Raw genomic sequence first — 21526 nt, forward strand, 5'->3', positions numbered from 1 at the left:
TCGTCTCCCCACTCCAAGACCTTCACCCGATCTTGGAGTATTGCGGATCAACCGGCACGGGGGATGTGCAACGGGCCAAGTGCCAGCACCGCGCGGAACTCCTTGGGCGGCACGGGGCGGGAGAACAGCCACCCCTGGTACGCGTCCACGCCGACACCGCGCAGCACGTGGAACTGCGTCGCCGTCTCCACGCCCTCCGCCACGCACTTGCGACCCATCGCCCGAGCCATGTCGACGACCGCCTTCGCCACCGCGAAGTCCGACGAGTCGTTGCCCACACCGGAGACGAACCGGCGGTCCACCTTGATGATCTGCGCCGGCAGGTCCTTGAGCCGGGCCAGCGACGAGTATCCGGTGCCGAAGTCGTCCACCGCGAACCGGATGCCCCTGGCCGCCAGCTCGTCCATCGTCGCGCGCACCCGTGACGGCAGGTCCACCAGCGCGGTCTCCACCAGCTCCAGCACCACCCGGTCCCACGGGATGCCCGCCTCGGCGATCGTGTTGGCCACGATGTCCACGAACTCCGGGTCGCCCGGCACCAGACCGGCCAGGTTCACCGCGACCGACACCGGGTGCCCACCGGGCTCCGGCCAGGTCGAAGCCTCCTTCAACGCCGTCCGCAGCACCCACCGGTCCAGCTCGCGCAGCAGGTCGCCCTGCTCGGCCACGGGCAGGAAGACGTCCGGCGGCAGCAGGCCGCGGTCCGGGTGCGGCCAGCGCACCAGCGCCTCCGCGGTCTGCACCACGCCGTCCACGCCGACCACCGGCTGGAAGTGCAGCGTGAGCCCGTCGTGCGCCAACGCGTCCCGCAGCTGGCCTTCCAGGTGCACCTGCCGGTCGGCCGACGCGATCAGCGCCGCGCTGGCCAACGACACCCGGCCCGCGCCCGACCGCTTCGCCTCGAACATCGCCGCGTCCGCGAACCGCAGCAGGTCGTTGCCGGTGGCACGGGAACCGTTCGGCACGGCCGCGCCGATCGACGCCGACACCCGGACCAGCTGGCCGTGCACCGGCACCGCCGTGCGCAGCAGCCCGGCGACCCTGGTCGCCAGCGCGTCCACGCCGCCGACCCGGTCGATGTTCTCGCAGATGATCACGTACTCGTCACCGGACAGCCGGGCCGCCGTGCAGCTCTCCGGCAGGCCGCCTTCGAGCCGCCGCGCCAACGCCACCAGCAGCTCGTCGCCCGCGTCGTGACCGAGGGAGTCGTTGACCCGCTTGAAGTTGTCGATGTCGCAGAACAGCACCGCGACCTTGGACCGCTCCGGCGACTCCAGCAGTTCGGCCAGCATCTCCTTGACCAGCGCCCGGTTCGGCAGGCCGGTCAGCTCGTCGTGGGTGGCCTGGTGGCGCAGCGCCTCGGCGGTGCGGCGGCGCTCGGTGATGTCCTGGAACACGATCAGCCAGAACCGGCGGCCGTCGTCCTGCACGGACAGCGCGATGTGCAGCTCGCAGTACACCTGCACGCCGTCGCGGCGGACCAGGATCCGCTGCGGGATCTTGTGCGTGCGCTCGGCGTCCGGCGCGGACATGCTGTCGATCGACGGCAACGGGTTGCCGTTGTCGTCCGGGTGGGTGAGCTGGCCCGCGGTCATGCCGCGCAGCTGCTCCAGGTCCATGCCGAGCAGGTCGCACAGGGCGTCGTTGGCGTCGACCAGCCGCTCGCCCTCGTCGAACAGGCCGATGCCGACCGGCGTCAACGACACCAGGTCCGCGAACCGCTGGCTGGACCGTTTCATCCGCGTCTCGGCGGCACGCTGCTCGGTGATGTCCTGCGCGGTGCCGACCGCGAGCGGGCGGCCGTCCGGGCCCTTGACCACGACGCCGTAGGAGCGGAACACGCGCGTCTTGCCGTCACGGCGCACGATCCGGTGCTCAAGCTGGATCGGCACCTCCTCGGTGGCCAACTGCTGCCACAGGTCGTCCACCCAGCCGCGGTCGTCGGGGTGCACGAGGTCGAGGTAGGTCTGGTAGCGGGTGTGCTCGTCGCGCGGCACGCCGAACAGGTCGGTCAGCATGTCCGACCACACGACGTCGCCGGTCTGGAGGTTCCACTCCCAGACGCCGAGCTGCGCGGCCTTCTGCGCGTCGGCGAGCCGGCGGCGGTCGTCGCGGAGCTGGCGTTCCAGCGCACGTGCCTCGGTGACGTCCTGGATGGTGCCGTGCAGCCGGCTGATCTTGCCGGACTCGAACCCGGCCCGCGCCCGGCACACGTAGACGCGCTCGCCGGACTCGCTGCGCACCTCGGCCTCGAACGTCTGGTCGCCCGCGCCGTCCTTGACGTCCAGCAGCTTGCGCCGCAGGTCCGCCAGCAGGGGACGGTCGTCCGGGTGCACGCCGCACAGCAGGTCGTCGTTCGGCACGACGCCCATCTCGGCGTACATCTCCAGCAGCACCTCGCTGCGGTGCACCGCGCCGGTCTCGACCTCGTAGCTCCAGCTGCCCATGCGCGCGATGCGCTGCGCCTCCAGCAGCCGGGCGCGCTCGGTCTCCAGCGCCTGGTCGGACCGCCACTGGTCGGTGATGTCGCGGATGTAGCCGGTGATGAACTGGGTGCGGCCGTCCGACCTGAGCTTCGCCTCGGCCACGCCGCGGATCCAGCGGAGCTGACCGTCCGAGCGGGTGATGCGGTAGACGATGTCGATCGGGTTGCCGTCGAGTTCGCGGTTCGCCCAGTAGCTCGCGACCATCTCGTAGTCGTCGGGGTGCACCACGTCCAGCACGGCCTGCGCGCCGGGGACCACCTCGCCGGGCCGCACGCCCATCATCTCGTAGTGCGACTCGGACCAGACCGTGACACCGGTGTCCGGGTCGTACTCCCACGAGCCGATCTGGGCGACGTTCTGCACGGTGCGCAACCTGCGTTGCTCGTCACGCAGGTCCTCGGCCGCCTGGGCCAGGTCGGACACGTCCACCAGCAGCACGGCGTGCAGACCGGTGCCGGGCACCTGGGTGCGCACCACGCGGACCGGGAGCAGCGAGCCGTCGGCCTGGTGCAGGCGCAGGTCCTCGCCGGTGCCGAGCAGCAGCTCACCGAGCGACCGGCCGACGAGGTCGTCGGCGGCCCGCGCCTTGGTCAGCGCCACCGCGGCGGCGCTCGCCCGCATGACGACGCCCTTGGGGTCGCACAGAAGCGAGGGAGCCTCGGGCAGCGCTATGCCGTCCAGCTCCACCTCGCCGTTCTGCGGACGCGCAGACTCGATCACCACCGGAGCGCGTCCTACCCGCTTGGGCACGGTCTCACCTTCCCGTGTCTACGGCAGGGATGACCGGCCCGACCGCACCCGATAGCGGACCCCATGTAGGGCATCCCCCCTCCAAGGGCGAATATTCACCCTAGGAGAGGGGACGTTATCGCTTCGGAGCGTCATCGCCCACCCCTCAACGGGCTAACGAAACAACTCGTTCGCGGTTTCGTTGCCTGCCGACGGGTACGGACGGATGCGGCCGGAGCTCTCCCAACTCCGACGGAGTCAGGCTACTCCGTCCTGGCGGGCTGCCAAGGCCACAGCCGCGGCCACTTCCGGTCCGACCCGCGGGTCCAGCGCGCTCGGCACGATCCGGTCGACCGCGAGGTCGTCCGCGGCGACGGCGGCGATGGCCTCCGCGGCAGCCAGCTTCATGCCCTCGGTGATCCTCTTCGCGCCCGCGTCCAGCGCGCCGCGGAAGATGCCGGGGAACGCGAGGACGTTGTTGATCTGGTTCGGGAAGTCGCTGCGGCCGGTGGCGACGACGGCGGCGTGCGGCCCGGCCACGTCCGGGTGCACCTCGGGGTCCGGGTTGGACAGAGCGAACACGATGGAATCACGAGACATGCTCGCGATCAGCTCTTCGGACACCTTGGACGACGAGACGCCGACGAACACGTCCGCGCCGCGCAGGGCCTCGGTGATGCCGCCGCGCAGGCCGCTGCCGTTGGTGACCTCGGCCAGCTCGGCCTTCACCGGGTTCAGCGCTTCCCGGCCCGCGTGCACGATGCCGCGCGAGTCGACCAATGTGACCTCGCCGATACCCGCCGCCAGCAGGATCTTCGCGCAGGCCACACCCGCCGCGCCGGCGCCGGAGACGACCACGCGCTGGTTCGCGATGTCCTTGCCCAGCACGGTGTTCGCACCACGCAACGCGGCCAGCACCACGACCGCCGTGCCGTGCTGGTCGTCGTGCATGACCGGCACGTCCAGCGCCTCGATGAGCCGGGCCTCCAGCTCGAAGCAGCGCGGCGCGGCGACGTCCTCCAGGTTGACCGCGCCGAACGACGGGCGCAGCCGGACCAGCGTCTCCACGATCTCGTCCACGTCCGTGGTGTTCAGCACCAGCGGGATGGAGTCGAGGCCGCCGAACGTCTTGAACAGCGCCGCCTTGCCCTCCATCACGGGCAGCGACGCGCTCGGGCCGATGTCGCCGAGGCCGAGCACCGCGGTGCCGTCGCTGACCACCGCGACCAGCCGGTGCGCCCACGTGTACTTGGCGGCGAGGCTCGGGTCGTCCGCGATCGCACGGCTGACCCTCGCCACACCGGGGGTGTAGGCGATGGCCAGGGCGCGCGGGTCGGCCAGGGACGCGGTCGCGCCGATGGCCAGCTTGCCGCCCTCGTGCGCGCGGAAGATCTCTTCGTCGGTCAATTCGGTGGACGTCTGCGTCGAATTCACCGGTTTGTGATCCATCCGGAGTGGGTCGTTCAATGCGGTCACGGAAGTCCCTCCTGCGGTGCGCGATACCTGCGGCGCACCGGGACCGGCGTTGTCACGCGGGTCGACGGGGCCTGCTTCGGACTCGTCCACGCGGTCTGCGGGACGGTCCTGGGGATGGTGTGCGGGCCACTATGGCAGCGACGCGGACGCCTGTCTGCGGTGCGGATCACAGTTTCTCCGCAGGTCAGAGGCGCTTTCGCAGAACGTACGTCCGGTTTTCTAGACCGACCGGTCAGTTTCCGCAGGCAGGATCGGTCCAGAAACGGGGCGTTCTAGGGTGTGCGCCATGCAGGCACGTGAGCTGAAAATTTCCGGCGCATTCGAGTTCACCCCTTCGGTGTTCCCCGACGACCGCGGTCTGTTCGTCGCGCCGTTCCAGGAAACCGCGTTCGTGGCCGCCGTCGGTCATCCGCTCCGGGTCGCGCAGACCAACCACAGCGAGTCCCGCCGCGGTGTGGTGCGGGGTGTGCATTTCGCCGACACGCCACCCGGTCAGGCGAAGTACGTGTACTGCCCGCGCGGACGGCTGCTGGACGTCGTGGTGGACCTGCGCGTGGGGTCGCCGACGTTCGGCGAGTGGGACGCGGTCGAGCTGTCGTCGGACCGGTTCAACTCCATGTACCTGCCCGAGGGGCTGGGCCACGCGCTGATGGCGTTGGAGGACGGCACCATCACGGCGTACATGTGCACGGAGGGGTTCAACCCGAAGGCCGAGCGGGCCGTGCACCCGATGTCGCTGGACCTGCCGTGGCCGGCCGACGTGACGCCGTTGCTGTCCCCGAAGGACGCCGCCGCGCCGACGTTGGCGGAGGCGCGCGACGCCGGACTGCTGCCGTCGTACGACGAATGCGTGGCGTGGTACGAGAAGCTGCGGTACTAGCGCTCGGGCGGCGAGCGCTCTAGCCAAGGCGTCGCGGGCGTGGCCAGAGGCGGATCCGGATCACGCCCACCACGTCGGCGGCGCCCAGCGTGCGTGAGTCGGTGGAGGCGAACGGGTTGTCGCCCTCCACGTGCCAGCCCTCGCCGTCGCGCCGGACGGCCCGCTTGACCGACAGCTGATCGGGTCGCGCCGGCCACCTGACCAGCACCAGATCGTTCGGTCGCGGAGTGGTCCCGTAGCGGACCAGGACGACGTCCCCGGACCGCAGCGTGGGGACCATGGACGGTCCGACCACCCGAACCAGTGGCAACGGATTGCCTTCGGGCCGTGCCAACGATCACCTCCACCTGCTCGCGCCGGGGCCCCGGAGTAGGGTTCGTCACGTCGGAGCATCCACTGTCAGGGAGGAAAGATGCGACTTCTGTCGCGCATCCGTTCACTCCGCCGCCCGCTCCTGGAGGCCACCGCGCACTGCGACCTCCCGTGCGGTGTTTACGACCCGGCCCAGGCCCGGATCGAGGCCGAGTCCGTCAAGGCGATTCAGGAGAAGTACCGGGCGAACGAGGACCCGGAGTTCCGCGAGCGCGCCGTGCTGATCAAGGAACAGCGCAGCGAGCTCGTCAAGCACCACCTGTGGGTGCTGTGGACCGACTACTTCAAGCCGCCGCACTTCGAGAAGTACCCGGAGCTGCACGACCTGTTCAACAAGGCCACCAAGGCCGCGGGCGCGTCGGGCACGAAGGGTTCCATGGACCCGGCGAAGGGCCAGGAGCTGCTCGACCTGATCGCCCAGATCGACAAGATCTTCTGGGAGACCAAGGCGGCAGCCTGACCGCACTGTTCTACCCGGCGCTGACCAGCGGAAGAGCTTTCAGCTGGTCAGCGCCTCTTTTCTGATGGTGATGAGAGGCGTGACCAGGACATGGCAGCTACCGGTGACTTCACGACCGTCCGCATGGGCAGCGCTACCTGATGGCATCGCCGGTCGAAGCCCAGGTGCTCCTCTGCGACGCCGCCGTGAGCGACCCCTCGGGGAAGCTCCACATGCTCGGCGCGGGCTGGAGCACCATCCGGACGCCGCTGTCCCCGCACGCCGTCGCGGTCCTCTTCCGCATCCCGTGGGACCGGGCCAACCAGAAGATCGACTTCTCGCTGAAGCTGCTCGACTCCGACGGGCACCCGATCCAGCTGCCCACCCCGGAGGGTCCGCAGGAGCTGGGCGAGGAAGGCCAGATCGAGGTCGGACGCCCGCCCGGCGTCACGCCCGGCAGTCCGCTCGGCGGCGCCCTGGCCCTCTCGATCCCCCCGCTCCCGCTGCCGCCCGGCCGGTACGAGTGGCGGCTGCGCATCGCCCAGACCGACATCGGCACGTCGTTCGAGGTGCTGGGCGCCGCCTGACCTGAACCCGGCCGCGGTCACTCGGCCGGGTGGTCGACCGTGACGACCACGTTCCCCTTCTTGTGCCCGGTGTCGACGTGCCGGTGCGCCTCGGCGATCCGGGCGAACGGGTATTCGCGGTCCACCACGATCCGCAGTTCGTCGGCCTCGATCAACTCCTTGATGACGGCGAGCTTCTCGTTCTTGCCCACGGACATGCCGAAGACGACCCGCTTGCCGCGCCGCGCCGACGTCCACAGCGACCAGAAGACGTTCACCAACCCGTCGGTCGACAGATAGCGCCCGTTCTTCTTCAGCGCCGGTTTCGCCCGCGGGAACGAGCTTCGGCCGACCGTGTCGAAAATGACGTCGTAAGTGTCGGCGTGACGGGTGAAGTCTTCCTTCGTGTAGTCGACGACGTGGTCGGCGCCCAAGGACCTGACCAGTTCGACGTTGCCGGGTCCGCACACGCCGGTCACCTCGGCCCCGAAGTGCTTCGCCAACTGGACCGCGTACGTGCCGATGCCCCCCGAGGCCCCGTTGACCAGGACCCGCTGACCGACGAGCACCCTGGCCTTGTCCCGGAGGAAGTACAGGGCGGTCGTGGCGCCGTCGACCGCCGCGACCGCCTCCGCGAACGACCGGTTGACCGGCTTCGGCGCCAACGACCCCTGTTCCGGCATCAGGCAGTACTCGGCGTGGCCGCCCAACGCGAAACCGGTGAACCCGAAGACCTCGTCACCCGGCTTGAACCGCCGCACGTCGACCCCGACGGACTCGATTTCCCCGGCGACTTCCGTGCCGGGGGTCCGCATCCGCCGTCTCGGTCTGAGCAGGCCGATGACGACCCGCCCCCACAACGGCTTTCCCTGGCGCATCCGGGACTCCGCCGTGGTGACGGTGGTGGCGCGCACCTTGATGAGGACTTCGTTCTTTCCCGGCACGGGTTTCGCGACTTCGCGGACTTCGAGAACGTCCGGCGACCCGAATCGGGCGTGCACGATTGCTTTCATGACGTACCGTACCGGGCTATTCCTTAAGGTTTCCTCAGCCTTCCGTGATAAGAGCCAGGCATTCGGAACCGCGATCACGGTGCGTGCCGCGGCCGGTGCGATCGGTGCCCCGCCCTGTCCCCGGACGGGGCCCTCCGTAAGCTCGGGCCCGTGACCTCACACGTCTACCTGCTCCGGCACGGCCAAACCGAGTGGTCCGAAAGCGGGCGGCACACCGGGCTTACCGACGTCCCACTGACCGAGACAGGCGTGCAGCAGGCACGGCGCGCGGGGGCCGTGCTGGCCCGCCTGCGCGGCACCGACCTGCCGCCCGCGCTGGTGCTGGCGAGCCCCCGTCAGCGCGCCTGGCGGACGGCCGAGCTGGCCGGCCTGCACGACATCGAGCAGACCGAAGAGCTCGCCGAGTGGAACTACGGCGACTACGAAGGCTTGACCACGCCGCAGATCCGGGAGACCGACCCGGGCTGGACGGTCTGGACGCACGCCGTGCCGAAGGGCGAGACGCACGACGAGGTGCACGCGCGCGCCGCCAAGGTGCTGGACCGCGCCCGGCACGCGTTGCAGAGCGGTGACGTGGTGCTGGTCGGGCACGGCCACTTCAGCCGCGTGCTGATCGCCACCTGGCTGACCCTGCCGCCGAGCGAGGGCGTCCACTTCGGACTAGACCCGGCGGGCACCACGGTGCTCGGCGACGAGCGCGGCGACCCGCAGGTGCGCAGGCTGAACGTGCCCGCGTGGGAAGTGGACGTTGACTGATCCTCGCGTCCGCCGCGTCCGCGAGGAGGACGTGCCCGCCGTCGTGGAGCTGGTCGAGGAACTGGCCGAGTACGAGCGGCTGCGGCACGAGTGCCACCTGACCGCCGAGCAGCTGCACGACGCGCTGTTCCGCCCGTCCCCCGCGCTGTTCGGCCACGTGGCGGAAGTCGACGGCCGAGTGGTCGGCATGGCCCTGTGGTTCCTCAACTTCTCCACGTGGCGCGGCACGCACGGCATCTACCTCGAAGACCTCTACGTCCAGCCGTCGCGGCGCGGCAGCGGACTGGGTGAGGCGCTCCTCCAGGCCCTCGCCGAGGAGTGCGTCGCCCGCGGCTACTCGCGGTTGGAGTGGGCGGTGCTCGACTGGAACGCCCCGGCGATCGGCTTCTACAAGTCGCTCGGCGCGATCGCGCTGGACGAGTGGACCGGCTTCCGCCTCACCGACGACTCGCTCACCCGACTGGGACTGGGCGACTGACGGCGGTCTGCCGGATCAGGCCGATCCACCACACGACCGTGAACGCGATGACGGTCGGGTTCTTCACGAACAGCAGCACGGCCAGGTAGGTCTGCCGCGCCGCCTCGGGCAGCAGACCGCCGATGCCCTGCTCGGCCCCGAGGTCGAACACCAGGAACGCCGCCGTCAGGAACACGCCCTGCCACACCAGGCTGGGCCAGTGGCGTGTCGCGAACGCGGTGAAGTTGTTCCACCGCAACCGTTCGCCACGGGTCGCCAGCCGCCAGATCGCGACGACCAGCAGGACCCGTGCCGCCATCACGACGACCTCCGACGCGAACGCCACCCCGCTCGGCACCTCGTCGGCCCAGTTCACCACCACGAGCCGCTGCACGGACGCGATCAGCGACAACCCGACGACCACCGGCCAGTGCCGCAGGTAGAACCGCCCGGCCCACCTCGGCACCTCCAGCGCCAGCCTCAGCTCCGACATCCCCGCCAACTCCCTCAGTAGGTAAACCTTTTAGTTCAGTGTACTGAAATATCGGGCGCGGTAAAGTGACCGGCATGGACGGCCGGGATCTCGGACGCGAGCTGAGCACCGCTGTGGTCGCGTTCCACGAGGCCGTGGGCGCGCACCTGGGCGTGACGGCGGTCGACCAGCGCGCGCTCGCGCTCATCGGCAGCAAGGGGCCGATGTCGGCGGGCGAGCTGGCGAAGGAGATCAACCTGACGCCCGGCGCGATCACCGGCGTGGCCGACCGGCTGGAACGCGCGGGCCTGGTGCGGCGCGAACCCGACCCGGGCGACCGCAGGCGGGTGGTGATCAGCGCGATCCCCGGCGCGTTCGGACAGGTGTTCGCGGGTCTCTCGGCGGCGATGGACGACGTCGTGGCGCGCTACAGCCCGCAGGAGCAGCAGGTCATCGCCGACTGGGTGACGCGCACGGTCGACGTGGTGAAGGAGCAGACCAGATTGCTCAGCGCGGCCGGAAAGCCCGCTGCTGGTCGACCGTGATCCGGCGCACGACGGACGCGAGCGCGAGGGCGGCCACGGCGAGGCACACCGCGCTGGCCCACGTCGAGCCCGGCAGGCCGATGAAGGCGACCGACTCGGCGCGCTCGGCCCTGATCTCCCGCGCGCCGGTGAACAACGACAGCAGCAAAGACCCCCACCACAGCACGACCAGCACGGTCACGGACGTCCGTCGGTCCGGCGACGTGCTCGCCCGGCCGGTGTCCAGCACCACCCGCATCGGGATGTAGGCGCAGGCCAGCGGCACGAACCAGCCAGCGACCGACCACAGCGGGCTGAACTGGTGCTTGCCGCCCACCGCGTTGTGCCGCGCGCGGAACAGCCAGATCAGCATGAGCACGGCCGTCGCCATGAACTGCATCAGGAACATCAAGGGCGCGAACCACTTGACGTGCAACAGCAGGGCCATGCCCGCGTCGGCGACGAGCAGCACGATCAGCGGCACGTGCAGCGTGGAGACGTCCCTCCACCGCGGCAGCGCCGGCCCGCCGTACTGCGCCGGCCCGTAGTGAGCCGGCCCGTAGTGAGCCGGCCCGTAGTGAGCCGGCCCGTACTGAGCGGGTGCGTACTGGGCCGGCGCGACACCGCAGTTGCGGCAGTGGGACATACCCGCGGCGAACGGCGCCCCGCAGTTCGGACAGTGCATCGATCCCCCCGCGAGAACCACCGCGAAACCACCGTGAAATGCGGCCGCCGCATCGTAAGCACGCGGCAGTGCCGCCCGGATCAGCCGTTCGACCGCTTGACACCGACGGCGCCGTAGGAAACCGCCTCCGCGCCGGTCTCCGGCTCGGCCTCGCCCCGCCACAGCGTCGCCAGCACGAGTCCGGGCTCCACCAGGTCGAACCCGGAGACCATCGCCTCGACCTCCGCCTTGGACCGGGCCACGACCGGCGTCATCGTCTCGACGGCCACGCCGACCAGCTTCGCCACCAGTTCCGGCTGCTCGTCGGCGGTGAGGTGGCTGAGCACGAGGTAGCTGCCGTCGGCCATCGCGTCGCGGTAGCGGGCGACCAGCTCGGCCGGGCGGTCGTCGTCCGCGATGTACGGCAGGATCGCGACCATCAGCACGGCGACCGGGCGGGACAGGTCGAGCAGGCCACGCACCTCGGGCGCGTTCAGCACCGCGTCCACGTCCCTGATGTCGGCCTCCGCGATGGCGGCGCCGGCGTTGTCCCGCAGCATGGTGCGGCTGTGCGCGACGGTCGCGGCCTCGTTGTCCACGTACACCACGCGGCACGTCGGATCGGCCTGCTGGGCGACCTCGTGCACGTTGCCGGCGGTCGGGATGCCGGAGCCGAGGTCCAGGAACTGGCGGATACCGCGCGCCACGCACAGGCGCACCGCCCGCCGCATGAACGCGCGGGTGTGCTGGACCATCTCCGCCGTCGGGACCCTCTTCATGGTCTTCTCGGCGAACTCGCGGTCGACCGCGAAGTTGTGCGCCCCGCCCAGGTAGTAGTCGAACAACCGGGCCACGTTGGGGCGCTCGACATCACCGTTGGTCGACACCCACCTCGGGGGGTTCTGCACTGCGCACCTCACCCTGCCTGCACCCGGAGCGGCGCGAACGCCTGCCAGACGGTATCTGGCTACTCCGTTCGTGTCCATCCGCCAACCGTGAACACGCAGGGTGATTGTGACGGGTGAGTGACCCGGATTCAAACCGTGGTGCCCCGGCCGAGGGGGCGACGCAGGGGGAGAGTTCGAGCCCCCACGGCCGGGGAGTCGGGTCACACGCCGGCGTAGGAGGCGATCCAGCTGCGGTAGCGGGTGACGGCGGTGTAGTTCGAGCGGGACGAGCGGTCACTCGTGGAGGCGACGCCCACCTGGTAGCGGCGGCCGTCGACCGGGCTGGTGGCGAACATCGGGCCGCCCGAGTCGCCGCCGGCCGCGATGCCGTCGATCCGGGACACCGAGATCGCGATGCCGCCCCGGTAGTCGCGCCCGTTGACCGAGGTCACCCGGGTGTTGGCGTACTTCAGGTAGCGCGACTGGCAGTTGATCTCCGGCTGGTTGGTGCAGGTGGCGCCCCAGCCGTAGAGCTGCACGGTCTGGTTGACCGCCACGGCGGTGGTCGTGCCGAGCGGCGCGTAGGTGCCCGCGACGGACCGGTCCAGCCGCGCCAGCGCCAGGTCGGCGGACGGGTGCTGGATGATCTGGACGGCCGTGGCCATCGTGCCGCCGGTGGTCTGGTCCAGGCTGCCGATGCGGAACGTGTAGGTGCCCGAGCTCGCCACGCAGTGCTGGGCGGTCAGGACCCAGGTCGGCGCGATGATCGTGGCCGAGCAGTTCTGCTGGCCGTTGCGGAACAGGCGGGCGGCCCACGGGGCGTTGGACGCCGTGCCGCCGCCGATGATGTACGGCTGGATGTCGGACTCGGGTGTGGCGGAGGCCGCCGGTGCCAGCGCGGTCAGCGCGAACGCCGACAGCAGTGCGGTAGTGGCTCCGACCAATGCGGACAGGGCGCGATGGAGTCGCATGGAGTTGTCACCTCAACGAACGCAGGGATGGTGAATTCACCACCCACAGCGTCACCTGTTGGAGTGAAGCTGGCTACCCTCCGTTAGTCGGCGAACACACAGCCGATGGTCGGCGGCCGAATGCGCTATCGGCGGGCGGTATGGCCCGGCGGTATGCCCGGCCGTCCGGCCCGGTTCAGTCCTCGTCCTGGTCCACGCCCAGCGCCCAGCCGCGCACGGGATTGGTGAACAGCAGCACGAGCGTGAGCACGGCGTACACGCCCAGCAGCGAGCCCCAGAGCTGCCGGTCGGACGGCCCGTACATGTACCAGGCGACGCCCAGCAGGAGCAGCTGCACGACGATCGAGGGCGTCCGCCCCCAGTGCCGGCCGAGCACCAGCCCGCCACCTGCCGCGAGCACACCGGCCGACAGCACCGCGAAGTAGGCGGCCTCGCCGAGCACCTCGCCGTACTTCTCCGCGTCGAACGACCGCACCACCAGCGCGACCGCGAACGCGAGCCCGACGAGACCCTGCAAAGAGGTGAGCGCGCCCGCTACGCGAACCGCTGGTGGGACCTTGCCCTGGGTCGACACGCTGGCCCTTTCCTCACGGTGCGTACTCGTCACGCATCGTAGGCCACCCGGTTGGCGAGTCCCGTTCCGCCGCCGCAGGGGCGAAGATCACAGGAGTCTTCGGCGAGCCGGCGGTCGGGTCGGGGTGCACTTGTCGAGACATCCGGTAATGCGGTGGGTAGAAAGGAGATGTGGACCACTTTCGTGCGGTGGGTGCCCGCCTAATGGGTGATACGCGACCGGCTCGAGGTCACGCGCTGTCCTACGCTTCAGTGGTGCGCGCACTTCTGGTGGTCAACCCGCAGGCGACGGCGACCACGGCTGCCGGTCGGGATGTGCTGGCGCACGCGCTGGCGAGCGATGTGAAGCTCGACATCGTCGAGACGGATTACCGCGGCCACGCGGCGGATGCCGCCGCGCGTGCGGTGGTGGACGGGTACGACCTCGTCGTGGCCCACGGCGGCGACGGAACCGTCAACGAAGTGGTCAACGGCGTGCTGCGTGAAGGTACGCAGCCGGGCCTGCCGATGCTGGGCGTGGTGCCCGGCGGGTCGGCGAACGTCTTCGCGGGCGCGCTCGGCCTCCCCCGCGATCCGGTCGAGGCGACTTACCGCCTGCTCCAGGCCATCGAGCACGGCACCAGCCGCAAGGTCAGCCTCGGGCACGTGACGGCGGCCGGCACGGGAGCGGACCACGCCCGCTGGTTCACCTTCAACGCGGGCGTCGGCTGGGACGCGGACGTGGTCGCGGGCGTCGAGGAGCAGCGCGCCAAGGGCCGCCAGGCCTCACCCTCCCTGTACGCGCAAACCGCGCTGACCAGTTACTTCAGCCAGCGCCGGCGGCGTTCCACGCTCACCGTGAAGATCCCGGACGAGCCCGCGTTCGAGGACGTGCGGCTGGCGTTCGTCTCGAACACCGACCCGTGGACGTACCTGCGGGACAAGGCGATCCGGCTCAACCCGAGCACGTCGTTCGACGGCGGTCTGGGTCTGTTCGCACTGCACGGTGTCGGATTGCCGACAGTTCTTCGCTATGTCACGCATCTTCTGGCCACGGATGGGAACCCCAAAGGCGGGAACCTCCTGCGGAGGGACGACGTTGAGTACGTCCGGGTGACGAGCCCGGAACCAGTCAACCTCCAAGTGGACGGCGACCTGCTGGGGACCTGCACCGAAGTGGAGTTCACCGGCGTGACGGGCGCGCTCACGGTGGCTGTGTGACCGTGGTGTGACCGGCCCGGTACCAATCCGCGATTTTGTGACCTGCTGTGACACCACTGTGTGCACGACCACGTGAACTCAGTCGATCTTTCGGGTGAGTTCACTCACCGGGTTGGTGCTAAACCCTTGACATCCCCGCCGTTCGTGAAAGCATTCACAAGCACCCCAAAACCGACCGCTGACGAGTGGCGCGCTTTCGCGCGCGCCTAGCTGAGGAGTAGTTCCAATGGACTGGCGCCACCGCGCGATCTGCCGCGACGAGGACCCCGAGCTGTTCTTCCCCGTGGGGAACAGTGGTCCCGCGCTCCTCCAGATCGCCGAGGCGAAGACCGTCTGCCGCCGTTGCCCCGTCGTCTCCGACTGCCTCACTTGGGCACTGGAGAGCGGCCAGGACGCCGGTGTGTGGGGCGGGATGAGCGAAGACGAGCGTCGCGCTCTGAAGCGTCGCAACGCCCGCACCCGGGCCCGCAGCAACGCCTGAGTGCCACACAGAGCACAGACGAAAGGCCCGACACCGTGCCAGGTGTCGGGCCTTTCGCTTTGTGTTGCACACCCTCCCGCATGACGCACGTGACACCGCTGAGGCAGGTCGTCACGTGTGCACGGGGAGCAGTCTAACGCCGCGCTCTGAGGGGTACGCGCAGGACCGCCTCTGTACCGCCCCGGGGCCTCCTCCGCAAGCTCAAAGAGCCCCTGAGTTCGGATTCCACCAGAGTGCGCACGATCTGGAGACCGAGCCGGTCGGTGCGCTCCAGCGAGAAGCCCTGCGGCAGGCCGCGGCCGTCGTCCGAGATCACCACGTCCAGCCACTTCGCCGAGCGCTCGGCGTGCACGACGACTTCGCCGCGCTGCCCCGCCGCATAAGCGTGCTCGAACGCGTTCTGCACGAGTTCGGTCAGCACCATCACCAACGGGGTGGCGAGCTCGGCCGGCACGATGCCGAACTTCCCCTCGCGGCGCACCACGACCTGCGATTCGGTGGCGGCGACGTCGGACATCATCGGGATGACCTTGTCCACCACGTCGTCCAGGTCCACCCGCTCGTCCACCGACATGGACAGCGTCTCGTGCACCAGCGCGATCGACGTGACCCGGCGGACCGACTCGGCCAGCGCCTCGCGCGCCTCCTCGCTGCTGGTCCGGCGGCTCTGCAAGCGGAGCAGCGCGGCCACGGTCTGGAGGTTGTTCTTCACCCGGTGGTGGATCTCGCGGATCGTCGCGTCCTTGGACATCAGCGCGCGGTCCCGCCGGCGGACCTCCGTGACGTCCCGGCACAGCACCAGAGCGCCGGCCGCACTGCCGCGTGGACGCAACGGCAGGGCTCGGAACAACACCGCCGCGCCACGGCGGGACTCGGCCTCGATGCGCATGCTCGGCTGGCCGTCGAGAGCGGACCGGATGCGCTGGGCGACCTCGGTGGCGTCGAACGGATCGCCTATCAGGGACCTGGTCAACGGGGCCAGGTGCACGCCGACGAGGTCGGACGCGTGGCCCATGCGGTGGTAGGCGCTCAGCGCGTTGGGGCTGGCGAACACCACCGCGCCGGACGCGTCCAGCCGGATCAGGCCGTCGCCGACGCGCGGGCTGGTGTGCACGTCCGGGGACGGCTCCGTGGTCGGGAACGTGCCGTCGGAGATCATCTGGCACAGGTCGGCGGCGCTGCCGAGGTACGAGATCTCCAACGGGCTCGGCACCCGCGGCACGGCCAGGTTGGTGTTGCGGCTGAGCACCGCGATGACCTCGTCGTGCCGCTTGACCGGGATCGCCTCACGGCGGACCGGCACGCCCAGGTGCCAGCGCGGGTCCTCCTCGCGGCAGATCCGCGACTCGGTGATGGCCCGGCGCAGCTGGGGGTGCTCCTCGACGTCGACCATGCTGCCGACGACGTCCTCGGGGTGCGCGGTCGGCGCGGTCGTGGGCCTGGCCTGGGCGACGCACAGGAACGTGGCGTCGTCCAGCGGCACCCACATCAGGAAGTCGGCGAAGCTGAGGTCCGACAGGAGCTGCCACTCCGCGACCACCAGTTGCAGGTGGTCGACGGCGGCGCCGGAGAGCTTGGTGTGCTCCGCCAGCAGGTCGGTGAGGGTGGACAGCTACTCCACCACCGCGATGAGGTCGCCCTCCTGGACCACGTCCCCGGTGGAGACGGCGATGTGGGTGATCCGACCGGAGCCCTCAGGGAGGACCGGGATCTCCATCTTCATGCTCTCCAACAACACGAGGGTGGTCTCGTGCGTGACCTCGTCGCCTTCCTTGACGGCGATCTGAGCCACGTTCGCGACGATCTCGGCACGGATTTCCTCGGCCATGGTCCTCCTTCGTTCGAGACTCATCCAACCACGATTCAGACCCGGTGCCGTGCCCAGGTGACCGCGTGACACACTGTCGGGAGGTAGTTCGAGCACTAGGAGAACCCCATGTCGAAGCGTGCCCGCAAGCGCCGCGACCGCAAGAAGGGTGGCGCCAACCACGGGAAGCGCCCCAACGCCTGATCAACTTCACGGCGTGCGAAGGCCCCGGAGCACCCGCTCCGGGGCCTTCGACCTTCCCGGGTCTTTCTGGGGTCCGCTTTAGGGGTACCCCCGCGAACTCCCGGCCGTCAACTGCTCGACGGCTCGGTCGCCGTGGTGGTGGTGACCTCCACCTCGACCTCGACCGTCGTCTGCTCGGTCGCCTGGTACAGCCGGGCCCGCAGCCGCCGCTTCAGCTCCTCGGGCGCGTGCTCGCCGCCGCACTTGCGGGCCAGCAGCGCCTTCAGGTGCTCCTCGATGCCGTACTGCTCAAGGCAGGGGTGGCACTCCTCCAAGTGGTGCTGGAGCAGCGACTTCCGCCGCTCGTCGCACTCGTGGTCGAGGAACAGGTACACCTCGGCCAGCACCTCGGAGCAGTCCGTTTCGTGTGGTTTGCCGCAGCTCATCAGCCCGCCACCTCCTGCTGCCGACCGTTGCGCAGGAATCCGCGCTCCCGCGCGGTGTCCGCCAACTGGTCCCGAAGCTGCCTGCGGCCCCGGTGCAACCGGGACATCACGGTGCCGATGGGGGTGCCCATGATGTCTGCGATCTCCTTGTACGCGAAGCCCTCGACGTCCGCGAGGTAGACCGCGATCCGGAATTCCTCGGGCAGGCGCTGCAAGGCTTCCTTGATGTCCGAGTCCGGCAGCAGGTCCATCGCCTCGACCTCGGCCGACCGCAGCCCGGTCGACGTGTGGCTCTCCGCCTGCGCCAACTGCCAGTCGGTGATCTCGTCCGTCGGCTGCTGGATCGGCTGGCGCTGCTTCTTGCGGTAGCCGTTGATGTAGGTGTTGGTGAGGATGCGGTAGAGCCAGGCCTTCAGGTTCGTGCCGGCCGAGAAGGACGCGAAAGCCGCGTACGCCTTCAGGTAGGTCTCCTGGACCAGGTCCTCCGCGTCGGCCGGGTTGCGGGTCATCCGCAGGGCGGCCGAGTACAGCTGGTCGAGCATCGGCATCGCGTCGCGCTCGAACCTCGCTGCGCGTTCCGCCGTCGTCTCGTCCGTCGGCGTGGCCTGCGTTCGCGTGGCTGGCACCGCGCTCCCTTCCCACCCGCTGGTCAGCGCGGTGGTCTGAACTGGCTGGGACGCAGTCGAGGATACGCGGCGGTCGCCCGGCCGGCAGTGAGCCGAGCCACGCGGCGGACGTGCCTTGACCGATCTGCCGACCTGCTGATCCATCACCTCGGTAGCCACGTTCGGCACCAACGCGACAGCCGCGCCGCTCATTCCCCGTCCCCCGTCCTGCACTATCGTGCGCGATCATGGCCGGACGTGGTACGCCCGCCACCGCGTTGCTGGAGAAGCAGAAGGTGGCGCACACGCTGCACGCGTACGAGCACGACCCCCGCCACGAGTCGTACGGGCTGGAGGCAGCGGAAGCGCTCGGGATCGCACCCGAACGGGTGTTCAAGACCCTGGTCGCGGAAGTGGACGGCAAGCTGGCGGTCGGGGTGGTTCCCGTCACGGGTCAGCTGGACCTGAAGGCGTTGGCCGCCGCCCTGGGCGGGAAGAAGGCGAAGATGGCCGACATCGCGGCGGCCGAGCGGGCCACCGGGTACGTCGCGGGCGGCATCTCGCCGTTGGGGCAGAAGAAGCGGCTGCCGCTGGTGCTGGACGTGTCGGCGGAGGGTTTCGAGACCATCCACTGCTCGGCCGGACGTCGTGGGCTCGAGGTCGAGATCGCGCCGAAAGACCTGGTCAGGCTGACGCAGGCGGTGGTGGCGCCCATCTCTGCCTGAGGTCACACCCCTGACGTCACACCCCTGAGTTCACAACACCCCTGAGTTCACACCTCTGCGTTCACACCTCGAGGGGCCGCAGCACGCGGTCCAGCCACTCGCTGACCGCGCGGCCCACCCCGTCCAGGTCGGCCTTGAGGTTGTGGTCGCCGGGCAGCAGCACCACCTCGCGGTGGTGCGCCGGGTCGGGCCGGCCGAACGGGTCGTTCTCGCCCTGCACCACCAGCGCGGGCACCTCGACGCCGTCCAACTCGGGTATCCGGGACTTCTCCGGCTTGCCCGGCGGGTGCACCGGGAACGCCAGGCACAGCACCGCCACCGCCTGCCCCTCGGACGACGTCCGGCACGCCACCCGCGCGCCGGACGACCGGCCGCCGAACACCATCGGCAGGCCGTCGAACCAGCGGGAACCCAGGTCTTCCGCGACCGCTAGCCACGCCGTGTCGAGTTGGCCGGCGGGCGCGGGCGCACGACGGCCGGCCACCCGGTACGGCTGCTCCACCAACGCCACGTGCACGCCGACGGCCACCGCCGCCCTGGTCGCCGCGACGAGGTCCGGCGCGGCGATCCCGCCACCCGCGCCGTGCCCGAGCAGCAACGCGGCCCGGCCTTCGGCGGCGCAGTGCATCTCGGCCCGCGCGGGGCCGTGCGGGGTGTCGACCACCCGCTTGGTCATGACAGCTCGAACAACGTGGGCTCCGGCTTCTCCGATTCCCCCAGGCGGACCGCGTCCAGCAGGGACGGGTCGTTGTTCTTGATGCTGTTGACCTTCATCGACACCGGCCGCAGCTCCAGCGCGTTGACCAGGTCCAGGTCGGGCGCGAGCAGGTCCTTCGGGTCGGCGTTGTCCGGGTCGAGCCAGGCCGCCCAGCGGTCCTTCGGCAGCACGAGCGGCATCCGGTGGTGCACGGACGTCATGTCGCCGATCGCGTCGGTGGTGAGCACGGCGCAGGTGATGATCGGCTTGCGCTCGTCGCCCTCCTGCTGCCACCACACCGACCAGATGCCCGCCATGGCGATGCTGGAGTCGTCACCGGGGTTGATGAAGTACGGCTGCTTGCGGCCCTCGCCCGGCTGCCACTCGTACCAGCCGGCCGCCGGGACGATGCACCGGCGCTTGGCCGCCGAGTCGCGGTAGGCGGGCTTGTCCAGCACGCTCTCGGACCGCGCGTTGATCATCTTCGCGGCGCCGGAGAGGTCCTTGGCCCAGTGCGGGACCAGGCCCCAGCGCATCACCCGGACGCTGCGCTCGGTCGTGTCCGGGTCGGGATTGCCCTCGTCGTCACGCGGGTGGCGTTCGACGACGGCCGACACCAGCTTGGTCGGCGCGACGTTGAAGTCCGGGCCGGGCGCGACGCCCTCGGTGGCGTCCACCGCGTCGAACTCCGCCGCGAGCAGAGCCGGATTCTTGGTGGAGGCGTACCTGCCGCACAAAACCTGATCACCTCTGACGATCTAGTCCGGGTCGCCATCGTCGCACGTCGGAAGGCCCGGTGCGACCTGTCGACCACCCGATGCGGAATCATCGGGCCATGACTCAGCAGTGGTCCGCTCCCACCGCCCACGGCCCTGTCCACGCGACGGTACCCGTGCCCGGTTCAAAGTCGATCACCAACCGGGCGCTCGTGCTGGCCGCCCTGGCCGACCGCGCGTCCACCGTGCACGCCCCTTTGCGCAGCCGTGACACCAACCTGATGGCCGCCGGGCTCCAGTCCCTCGGCGTCGGATTCGCCGACGGCCCGGACGGGTCGTGGCTGGTCACACCCGGTGCGATGCGCGGTCCGGCGCAGGTCGACTGCGGGCTGGCGGGCACCGTCATGCGCTTCCTGCCGCCCGCCGCGGCGCTGGCCGTCGGCGACGTCACGTTCGACGGGGACCCCCACGCGCGGACCCGTCCGATGACCACGATCCTGGACGCGCTGCGGGCGTTGGGCGCCGACGTGGAGGGCGGTTCGCTGCCGTTCACGCTGCACGGCAAGGGCGGGGTGGCCGGCGGTGTGGTCACCATCGACGCGTCGGCGTCGTCCCAGTTCGTGTCCGGGCTGCTGCTGTCGGGCGCGCGTTACGAGAGCGGCGTGACCGTGCGGCACGACGGGAAGCCCCTGCCCTCGATGCCCCACATCGAGATGACCGTGGCGATGCTGCGCGAAGCAGGTGTCGTCGTGGACGACGCGTCGCCCAACGAGTGGCGGGTCGAGCCGGGCGCCATCACGGGCCGCGACTGGCACGTCGAGCCGGACCTGTCCAACGCCACGCCGTTCCTCGCGGCGGCGGCCGTGACGGGCGGCGAGGTGACCATCCCCGGCTGGCCCGCGCGGACCACCCAGCCCGGCGGCGCGGCACGCGACCTGTTCGAGCGCATGGGTTGCGCGGTAACGCTCACGGACGCCGGTCTGACGTTGTCGGGTCCCGAGAAGCTGGTCGGCGTGGACGTGGACCTCAAGGACGAGAGCGAGCTGACGCCGACCGTGGCGGCCTTGGCGGCGCTCGCCACCGGCCCGACCCGGATCCGCGGCGTCGCGCACATCCGCGGCCACGAGACGGACCGGATCGCCGCGCTCGTCACCGAGATCAACCGGTTGGGCGGCCAGGCGGAGGAGACCGACGACGGCCTGGTCATCACGCCGCGACCGTTGCGCGGTGAGGTGTGGCAGGCGTACGCGGACCACCGCATGGCGACCGCGGGCGCGATCATCGGGCTGGTGGTGGAGGGCGTGTCCGTGGACGACATCGGGTCTACGACCAAGACGATCCCGGACTTCCCCGGGATGTGGACAACGATGCTGGGGACGTCGATGCACGGGACGCGCTGAC

Annotated in this window: 26 protein-coding genes; 11 read left to right on the forward strand and 15 right to left on the reverse strand. The window is 70.2% G+C overall.

What is annotated here, in order from left to right; translation table 11 throughout:
- Positions 1-47 precede the first annotated feature (47 nt).
- Positions 48-3236, reverse strand: coding sequence for a sensor domain-containing protein (locus F4560_RS27700; RefSeq protein WP_184924686.1), 3189 nt, complete (start codon positions 3234-3236; stop codon positions 48-50).
- A 237-nt stretch (positions 3237-3473) separates the two neighbouring features.
- Positions 3474-4664 carry an NAD(P)-dependent malic enzyme gene (locus F4560_RS27705; protein WP_184924688.1) on the reverse strand — a complete coding sequence of 397 codons (1191 nt, stop codon included), beginning with the start codon at positions 4662-4664 and terminating at the stop codon, positions 3474-3476.
- Positions 4665-4977: 313 nt separating this feature from the next.
- On the opposite strand from F4560_RS27705, the gene F4560_RS27710 reads away from it, so the two are divergent.
- Positions 4978-5571 carry a dTDP-4-dehydrorhamnose 3,5-epimerase family protein gene (locus F4560_RS27710; RefSeq protein WP_184924690.1) on the forward strand — a complete coding sequence of 198 codons (594 nt, stop codon included), beginning with the start codon at positions 4978-4980 and terminating at the stop codon, positions 5569-5571.
- Positions 5572-5590: 19 nt separating this feature from the next.
- On the opposite strand, the gene F4560_RS27715 is transcribed toward F4560_RS27710, so the two are convergent.
- Positions 5591-5905, reverse strand: a complete 315-nt coding sequence (locus tag F4560_RS27715; RefSeq protein WP_281391963.1) for a S24/S26 family peptidase — start codon at positions 5903-5905, stop codon at positions 5591-5593.
- A 78-nt stretch (positions 5906-5983) separates the two neighbouring features.
- Here F4560_RS27715 and sodN point away from each other — a divergent pair, with 78 nt between their 5' ends.
- Together sodN and F4560_RS27725 are read left to right on the forward strand one after the other, a co-directional pair.
- Positions 5984-6403: a superoxide dismutase, Ni gene (gene sodN, locus F4560_RS27720; RefSeq protein WP_184924694.1), complete on the forward strand. Its 420-nt coding sequence runs from the start codon at positions 5984-5986 to the stop codon at positions 6401-6403.
- 140 nt (positions 6404-6543) lie between these two features.
- Entirely contained in the window at positions 6544-6969 is a 426-nt protein-coding gene (locus F4560_RS27725) for a DUF6941 family protein (RefSeq protein WP_184924696.1), read from the forward strand.
- A gap of 17 nt (positions 6970-6986) precedes the next feature.
- Here the strand turns inward: F4560_RS27725 and F4560_RS27730 are convergent, their stop codons facing one another.
- Positions 6987-7961 (reverse strand): NAD(P)-dependent alcohol dehydrogenase, encoded by a 975-nt coding sequence (locus F4560_RS27730; RefSeq protein ID WP_184924698.1) that lies wholly within the window; start codon positions 7959-7961, stop codon positions 6987-6989.
- 150 nt (positions 7962-8111) lie between these two features.
- Here F4560_RS27730 and F4560_RS27735 point away from each other — a divergent pair, with 150 nt between their 5' ends.
- Positions 8112-8717, forward strand: a complete 606-nt coding sequence (locus tag F4560_RS27735) for a histidine phosphatase family protein (protein WP_184924700.1) — start codon at positions 8112-8114, stop codon at positions 8715-8717.
- On the forward strand, positions 8710-9195 hold the full coding sequence (locus F4560_RS27740; RefSeq protein ID WP_184924703.1) for a GNAT family N-acetyltransferase: 486 nt from the start codon (positions 8710-8712) through the stop codon (positions 9193-9195). The genes F4560_RS27735 and F4560_RS27740 overlap by 8 nt, the downstream gene beginning before the upstream one ends.
- Here the strand turns inward: F4560_RS27740 and F4560_RS27745 are convergent.
- Complete coding sequence (locus tag F4560_RS27745; RefSeq protein ID WP_184924705.1) at positions 9170-9667, reverse strand: hypothetical protein; 498 nt, start codon at positions 9665-9667, stop codon at positions 9170-9172. The two genes, F4560_RS27740 and F4560_RS27745, sit on opposite strands and share 26 nt — an antisense overlap.
- A gap of 74 nt (positions 9668-9741) precedes the next feature.
- On the opposite strand from F4560_RS27745, the gene F4560_RS27750 reads away from it, so the two are divergent.
- On the forward strand, positions 9742-10191 hold the full coding sequence (locus F4560_RS27750; RefSeq protein WP_184924707.1) for a MarR family transcriptional regulator: 450 nt from the start codon (positions 9742-9744) through the stop codon (positions 10189-10191).
- Here the strand turns inward: F4560_RS27750 and F4560_RS27755 are convergent.
- From F4560_RS27755 to F4560_RS27770, 4 genes are all read right to left on the reverse strand, one after another.
- On the reverse strand, positions 10154-10855 hold the full coding sequence (locus F4560_RS27755; protein ID WP_184924709.1) for a DUF4328 domain-containing protein: 702 nt from the start codon (positions 10853-10855) through the stop codon (positions 10154-10156). The genes F4560_RS27750 and F4560_RS27755 overlap by 38 nt on opposite strands.
- Before the next feature lie 80 nt (positions 10856-10935).
- Positions 10936-11742 carry an SAM-dependent methyltransferase gene (locus F4560_RS27760; RefSeq protein ID WP_312869516.1) on the reverse strand — a complete coding sequence of 269 codons (807 nt, stop codon included), beginning with the start codon at positions 11740-11742 and terminating at the stop codon, positions 10936-10938.
- A gap of 200 nt (positions 11743-11942) precedes the next feature.
- The gene (locus F4560_RS27765) at positions 11943-12692 is read right to left on the reverse strand and encodes a S1 family peptidase (RefSeq protein ID WP_184924712.1); all 750 of its coding nucleotides are present in this window, start codon (positions 12690-12692) and stop codon (positions 11943-11945) included.
- 175 nt (positions 12693-12867) lie between these two features.
- Positions 12868-13299, reverse strand: coding sequence for a hypothetical protein (locus F4560_RS27770; RefSeq protein WP_184924714.1), 432 nt, complete (start codon positions 13297-13299; stop codon positions 12868-12870).
- Between the two features lie 221 nt (positions 13300-13520).
- On the opposite strand from F4560_RS27770, the gene F4560_RS27775 reads away from it, so the two are divergent.
- Positions 13521-14465, forward strand: coding sequence for a diacylglycerol/lipid kinase family protein (locus F4560_RS27775; RefSeq protein WP_312869517.1), 945 nt, complete (start codon positions 13521-13523; stop codon positions 14463-14465).
- A gap of 226 nt (positions 14466-14691) precedes the next feature.
- Positions 14692-14946, forward strand: coding sequence for a WhiB family transcriptional regulator (locus F4560_RS27780; protein WP_184924718.1), 255 nt, complete (start codon positions 14692-14694; stop codon positions 14944-14946).
- Between the two features lie 133 nt (positions 14947-15079).
- On the opposite strand, the gene F4560_RS27785 is transcribed toward F4560_RS27780, so the two are convergent.
- Both F4560_RS27785 and F4560_RS27790 read right to left on the reverse strand, forming a co-directional pair.
- Positions 15080-16558: a PAS domain-containing sensor histidine kinase gene (locus tag F4560_RS27785; protein WP_033442616.1), complete on the reverse strand. Its 1479-nt coding sequence runs from the start codon at positions 16556-16558 to the stop codon at positions 15080-15082.
- The gene (locus F4560_RS27790; RefSeq protein ID WP_184924721.1) at positions 16559-16774 is read right to left on the reverse strand and encodes a biotin/lipoyl-binding carrier protein; all 216 of its coding nucleotides are present in this window, start codon (positions 16772-16774) and stop codon (positions 16559-16561) included.
- A 108-nt stretch (positions 16775-16882) separates the two neighbouring features.
- Between F4560_RS27790 and F4560_RS46705 the strand changes: the two genes are divergently transcribed.
- The gene (locus F4560_RS46705) at positions 16883-16957 is read left to right on the forward strand and encodes a 50S ribosomal protein bL37 (protein ID WP_096498094.1); all 75 of its coding nucleotides are present in this window, start codon (positions 16883-16885) and stop codon (positions 16955-16957) included.
- Between the two features lie 107 nt (positions 16958-17064).
- Here the strand turns inward: F4560_RS46705 and rsrA are convergent, their stop codons facing one another.
- Both rsrA and F4560_RS27800 read right to left on the reverse strand, forming a co-directional pair.
- The gene (gene rsrA, locus F4560_RS27795) at positions 17065-17382 is read right to left on the reverse strand and encodes a mycothiol system anti-sigma-R factor (protein ID WP_184924723.1); all 318 of its coding nucleotides are present in this window, start codon (positions 17380-17382) and stop codon (positions 17065-17067) included.
- Complete coding sequence (locus F4560_RS27800; protein WP_184924726.1) at positions 17382-18008, reverse strand: sigma-70 family RNA polymerase sigma factor; 627 nt, start codon at positions 18006-18008, stop codon at positions 17382-17384. Before F4560_RS27800 ends, rsrA begins: the two co-directional genes overlap by 1 nt.
- A 227-nt stretch (positions 18009-18235) precedes the next feature.
- Between F4560_RS27800 and ybaK the strand changes: the two genes are divergently transcribed.
- Positions 18236-18712 carry a Cys-tRNA(Pro) deacylase gene (gene ybaK, locus F4560_RS27805; RefSeq protein WP_184924729.1) on the forward strand — a complete coding sequence of 159 codons (477 nt, stop codon included), beginning with the start codon at positions 18236-18238 and terminating at the stop codon, positions 18710-18712.
- A 61-nt stretch (positions 18713-18773) separates the two neighbouring features.
- Here ybaK and F4560_RS27810 read toward each other — a convergent pair whose 3' ends face one another.
- Positions 18774-19388 carry an alpha/beta hydrolase family protein gene (locus F4560_RS27810; RefSeq protein WP_184924732.1) on the reverse strand — a complete coding sequence of 205 codons (615 nt, stop codon included), beginning with the start codon at positions 19386-19388 and terminating at the stop codon, positions 18774-18776.
- Positions 19385-20146: an SOS response-associated peptidase gene (locus F4560_RS27815; protein WP_184924734.1), complete on the reverse strand. Its 762-nt coding sequence runs from the start codon at positions 20144-20146 to the stop codon at positions 19385-19387. The genes F4560_RS27810 and F4560_RS27815 overlap by 4 nt, the downstream gene beginning before the upstream one ends.
- A 98-nt stretch (positions 20147-20244) precedes the next feature.
- On the opposite strand from F4560_RS27815, the gene aroA reads away from it, so the two are divergent.
- Positions 20245-21525, forward strand: a complete 1281-nt coding sequence (gene aroA, locus F4560_RS27820) for a 3-phosphoshikimate 1-carboxyvinyltransferase (RefSeq protein WP_184924737.1) — start codon at positions 20245-20247, stop codon at positions 21523-21525.
- Position 21526: the final 1 nt, after the last annotated feature.

The sequence above is a fragment of the Saccharothrix ecbatanensis genome (assembly GCF_014205015.1).
Classification (GTDB): domain Bacteria; phylum Actinomycetota; class Actinomycetes; order Mycobacteriales; family Pseudonocardiaceae; genus Actinosynnema; species Actinosynnema ecbatanense.

Coding starts and splice junctions, on each gene's coding strand:
- F4560_RS27780 (WP_184924718.1), top strand. CDS start 14,692: ATGGACTGGCGCCACCGCGCGATCTGCCGCGACGAGGACCCCGAGCTG.
- F4560_RS27790 (WP_184924721.1), bottom strand. CDS start 16,774: ATGGCCGAGGAAATCCGTGCCGAGATCGTCGCGAACGTGGCTCAGATC.
- F4560_RS27810 (WP_184924732.1), bottom strand. CDS start 19,388: ATGACCAAGCGGGTGGTCGACACCCCGCACGGCCCCGCGCGGGCCGAG.
- F4560_RS27710 (WP_184924690.1), top strand. CDS start 4,978: ATGCAGGCACGTGAGCTGAAAATTTCCGGCGCATTCGAGTTCACCCCT.
- rsrA (WP_184924723.1), bottom strand. CDS start 17,382: ATGAGCTGCGGCAAACCACACGAAACGGACTGCTCCGAGGTGCTGGCC.
- F4560_RS27750 (WP_184924707.1), top strand. CDS start 9,742: ATGGACGGCCGGGATCTCGGACGCGAGCTGAGCACCGCTGTGGTCGCG.
- F4560_RS27725 (WP_184924696.1), top strand. CDS start 6,544: ATGGCATCGCCGGTCGAAGCCCAGGTGCTCCTCTGCGACGCCGCCGTG.
- F4560_RS27730 (WP_184924698.1), bottom strand. CDS start 7,961: ATGAAAGCAATCGTGCACGCCCGATTCGGGTCGCCGGACGTTCTCGAA.
- sodN (WP_184924694.1), top strand. CDS start 5,984: ATGCGACTTCTGTCGCGCATCCGTTCACTCCGCCGCCCGCTCCTGGAG.
- F4560_RS27705 (WP_184924688.1), bottom strand. CDS start 4,664: ATGGATCACAAACCGGTGAATTCGACGCAGACGTCCACCGAATTGACC.
- F4560_RS27765 (WP_184924712.1), bottom strand. CDS start 12,692: ATGCGACTCCATCGCGCCCTGTCCGCATTGGTCGGAGCCACTACCGCA.
- aroA (WP_184924737.1), top strand. CDS start 20,245: ATGACTCAGCAGTGGTCCGCTCCCACCGCCCACGGCCCTGTCCACGCG.
- ybaK (WP_184924729.1), top strand. CDS start 18,236: ATGGCCGGACGTGGTACGCCCGCCACCGCGTTGCTGGAGAAGCAGAAG.
- F4560_RS27755 (WP_184924709.1), bottom strand. CDS start 10,855: ATGCACTGTCCGAACTGCGGGGCGCCGTTCGCCGCGGGTATGTCCCAC.
- F4560_RS27745 (WP_184924705.1), bottom strand. CDS start 9,667: ATGTCGGAGCTGAGGCTGGCGCTGGAGGTGCCGAGGTGGGCCGGGCGG.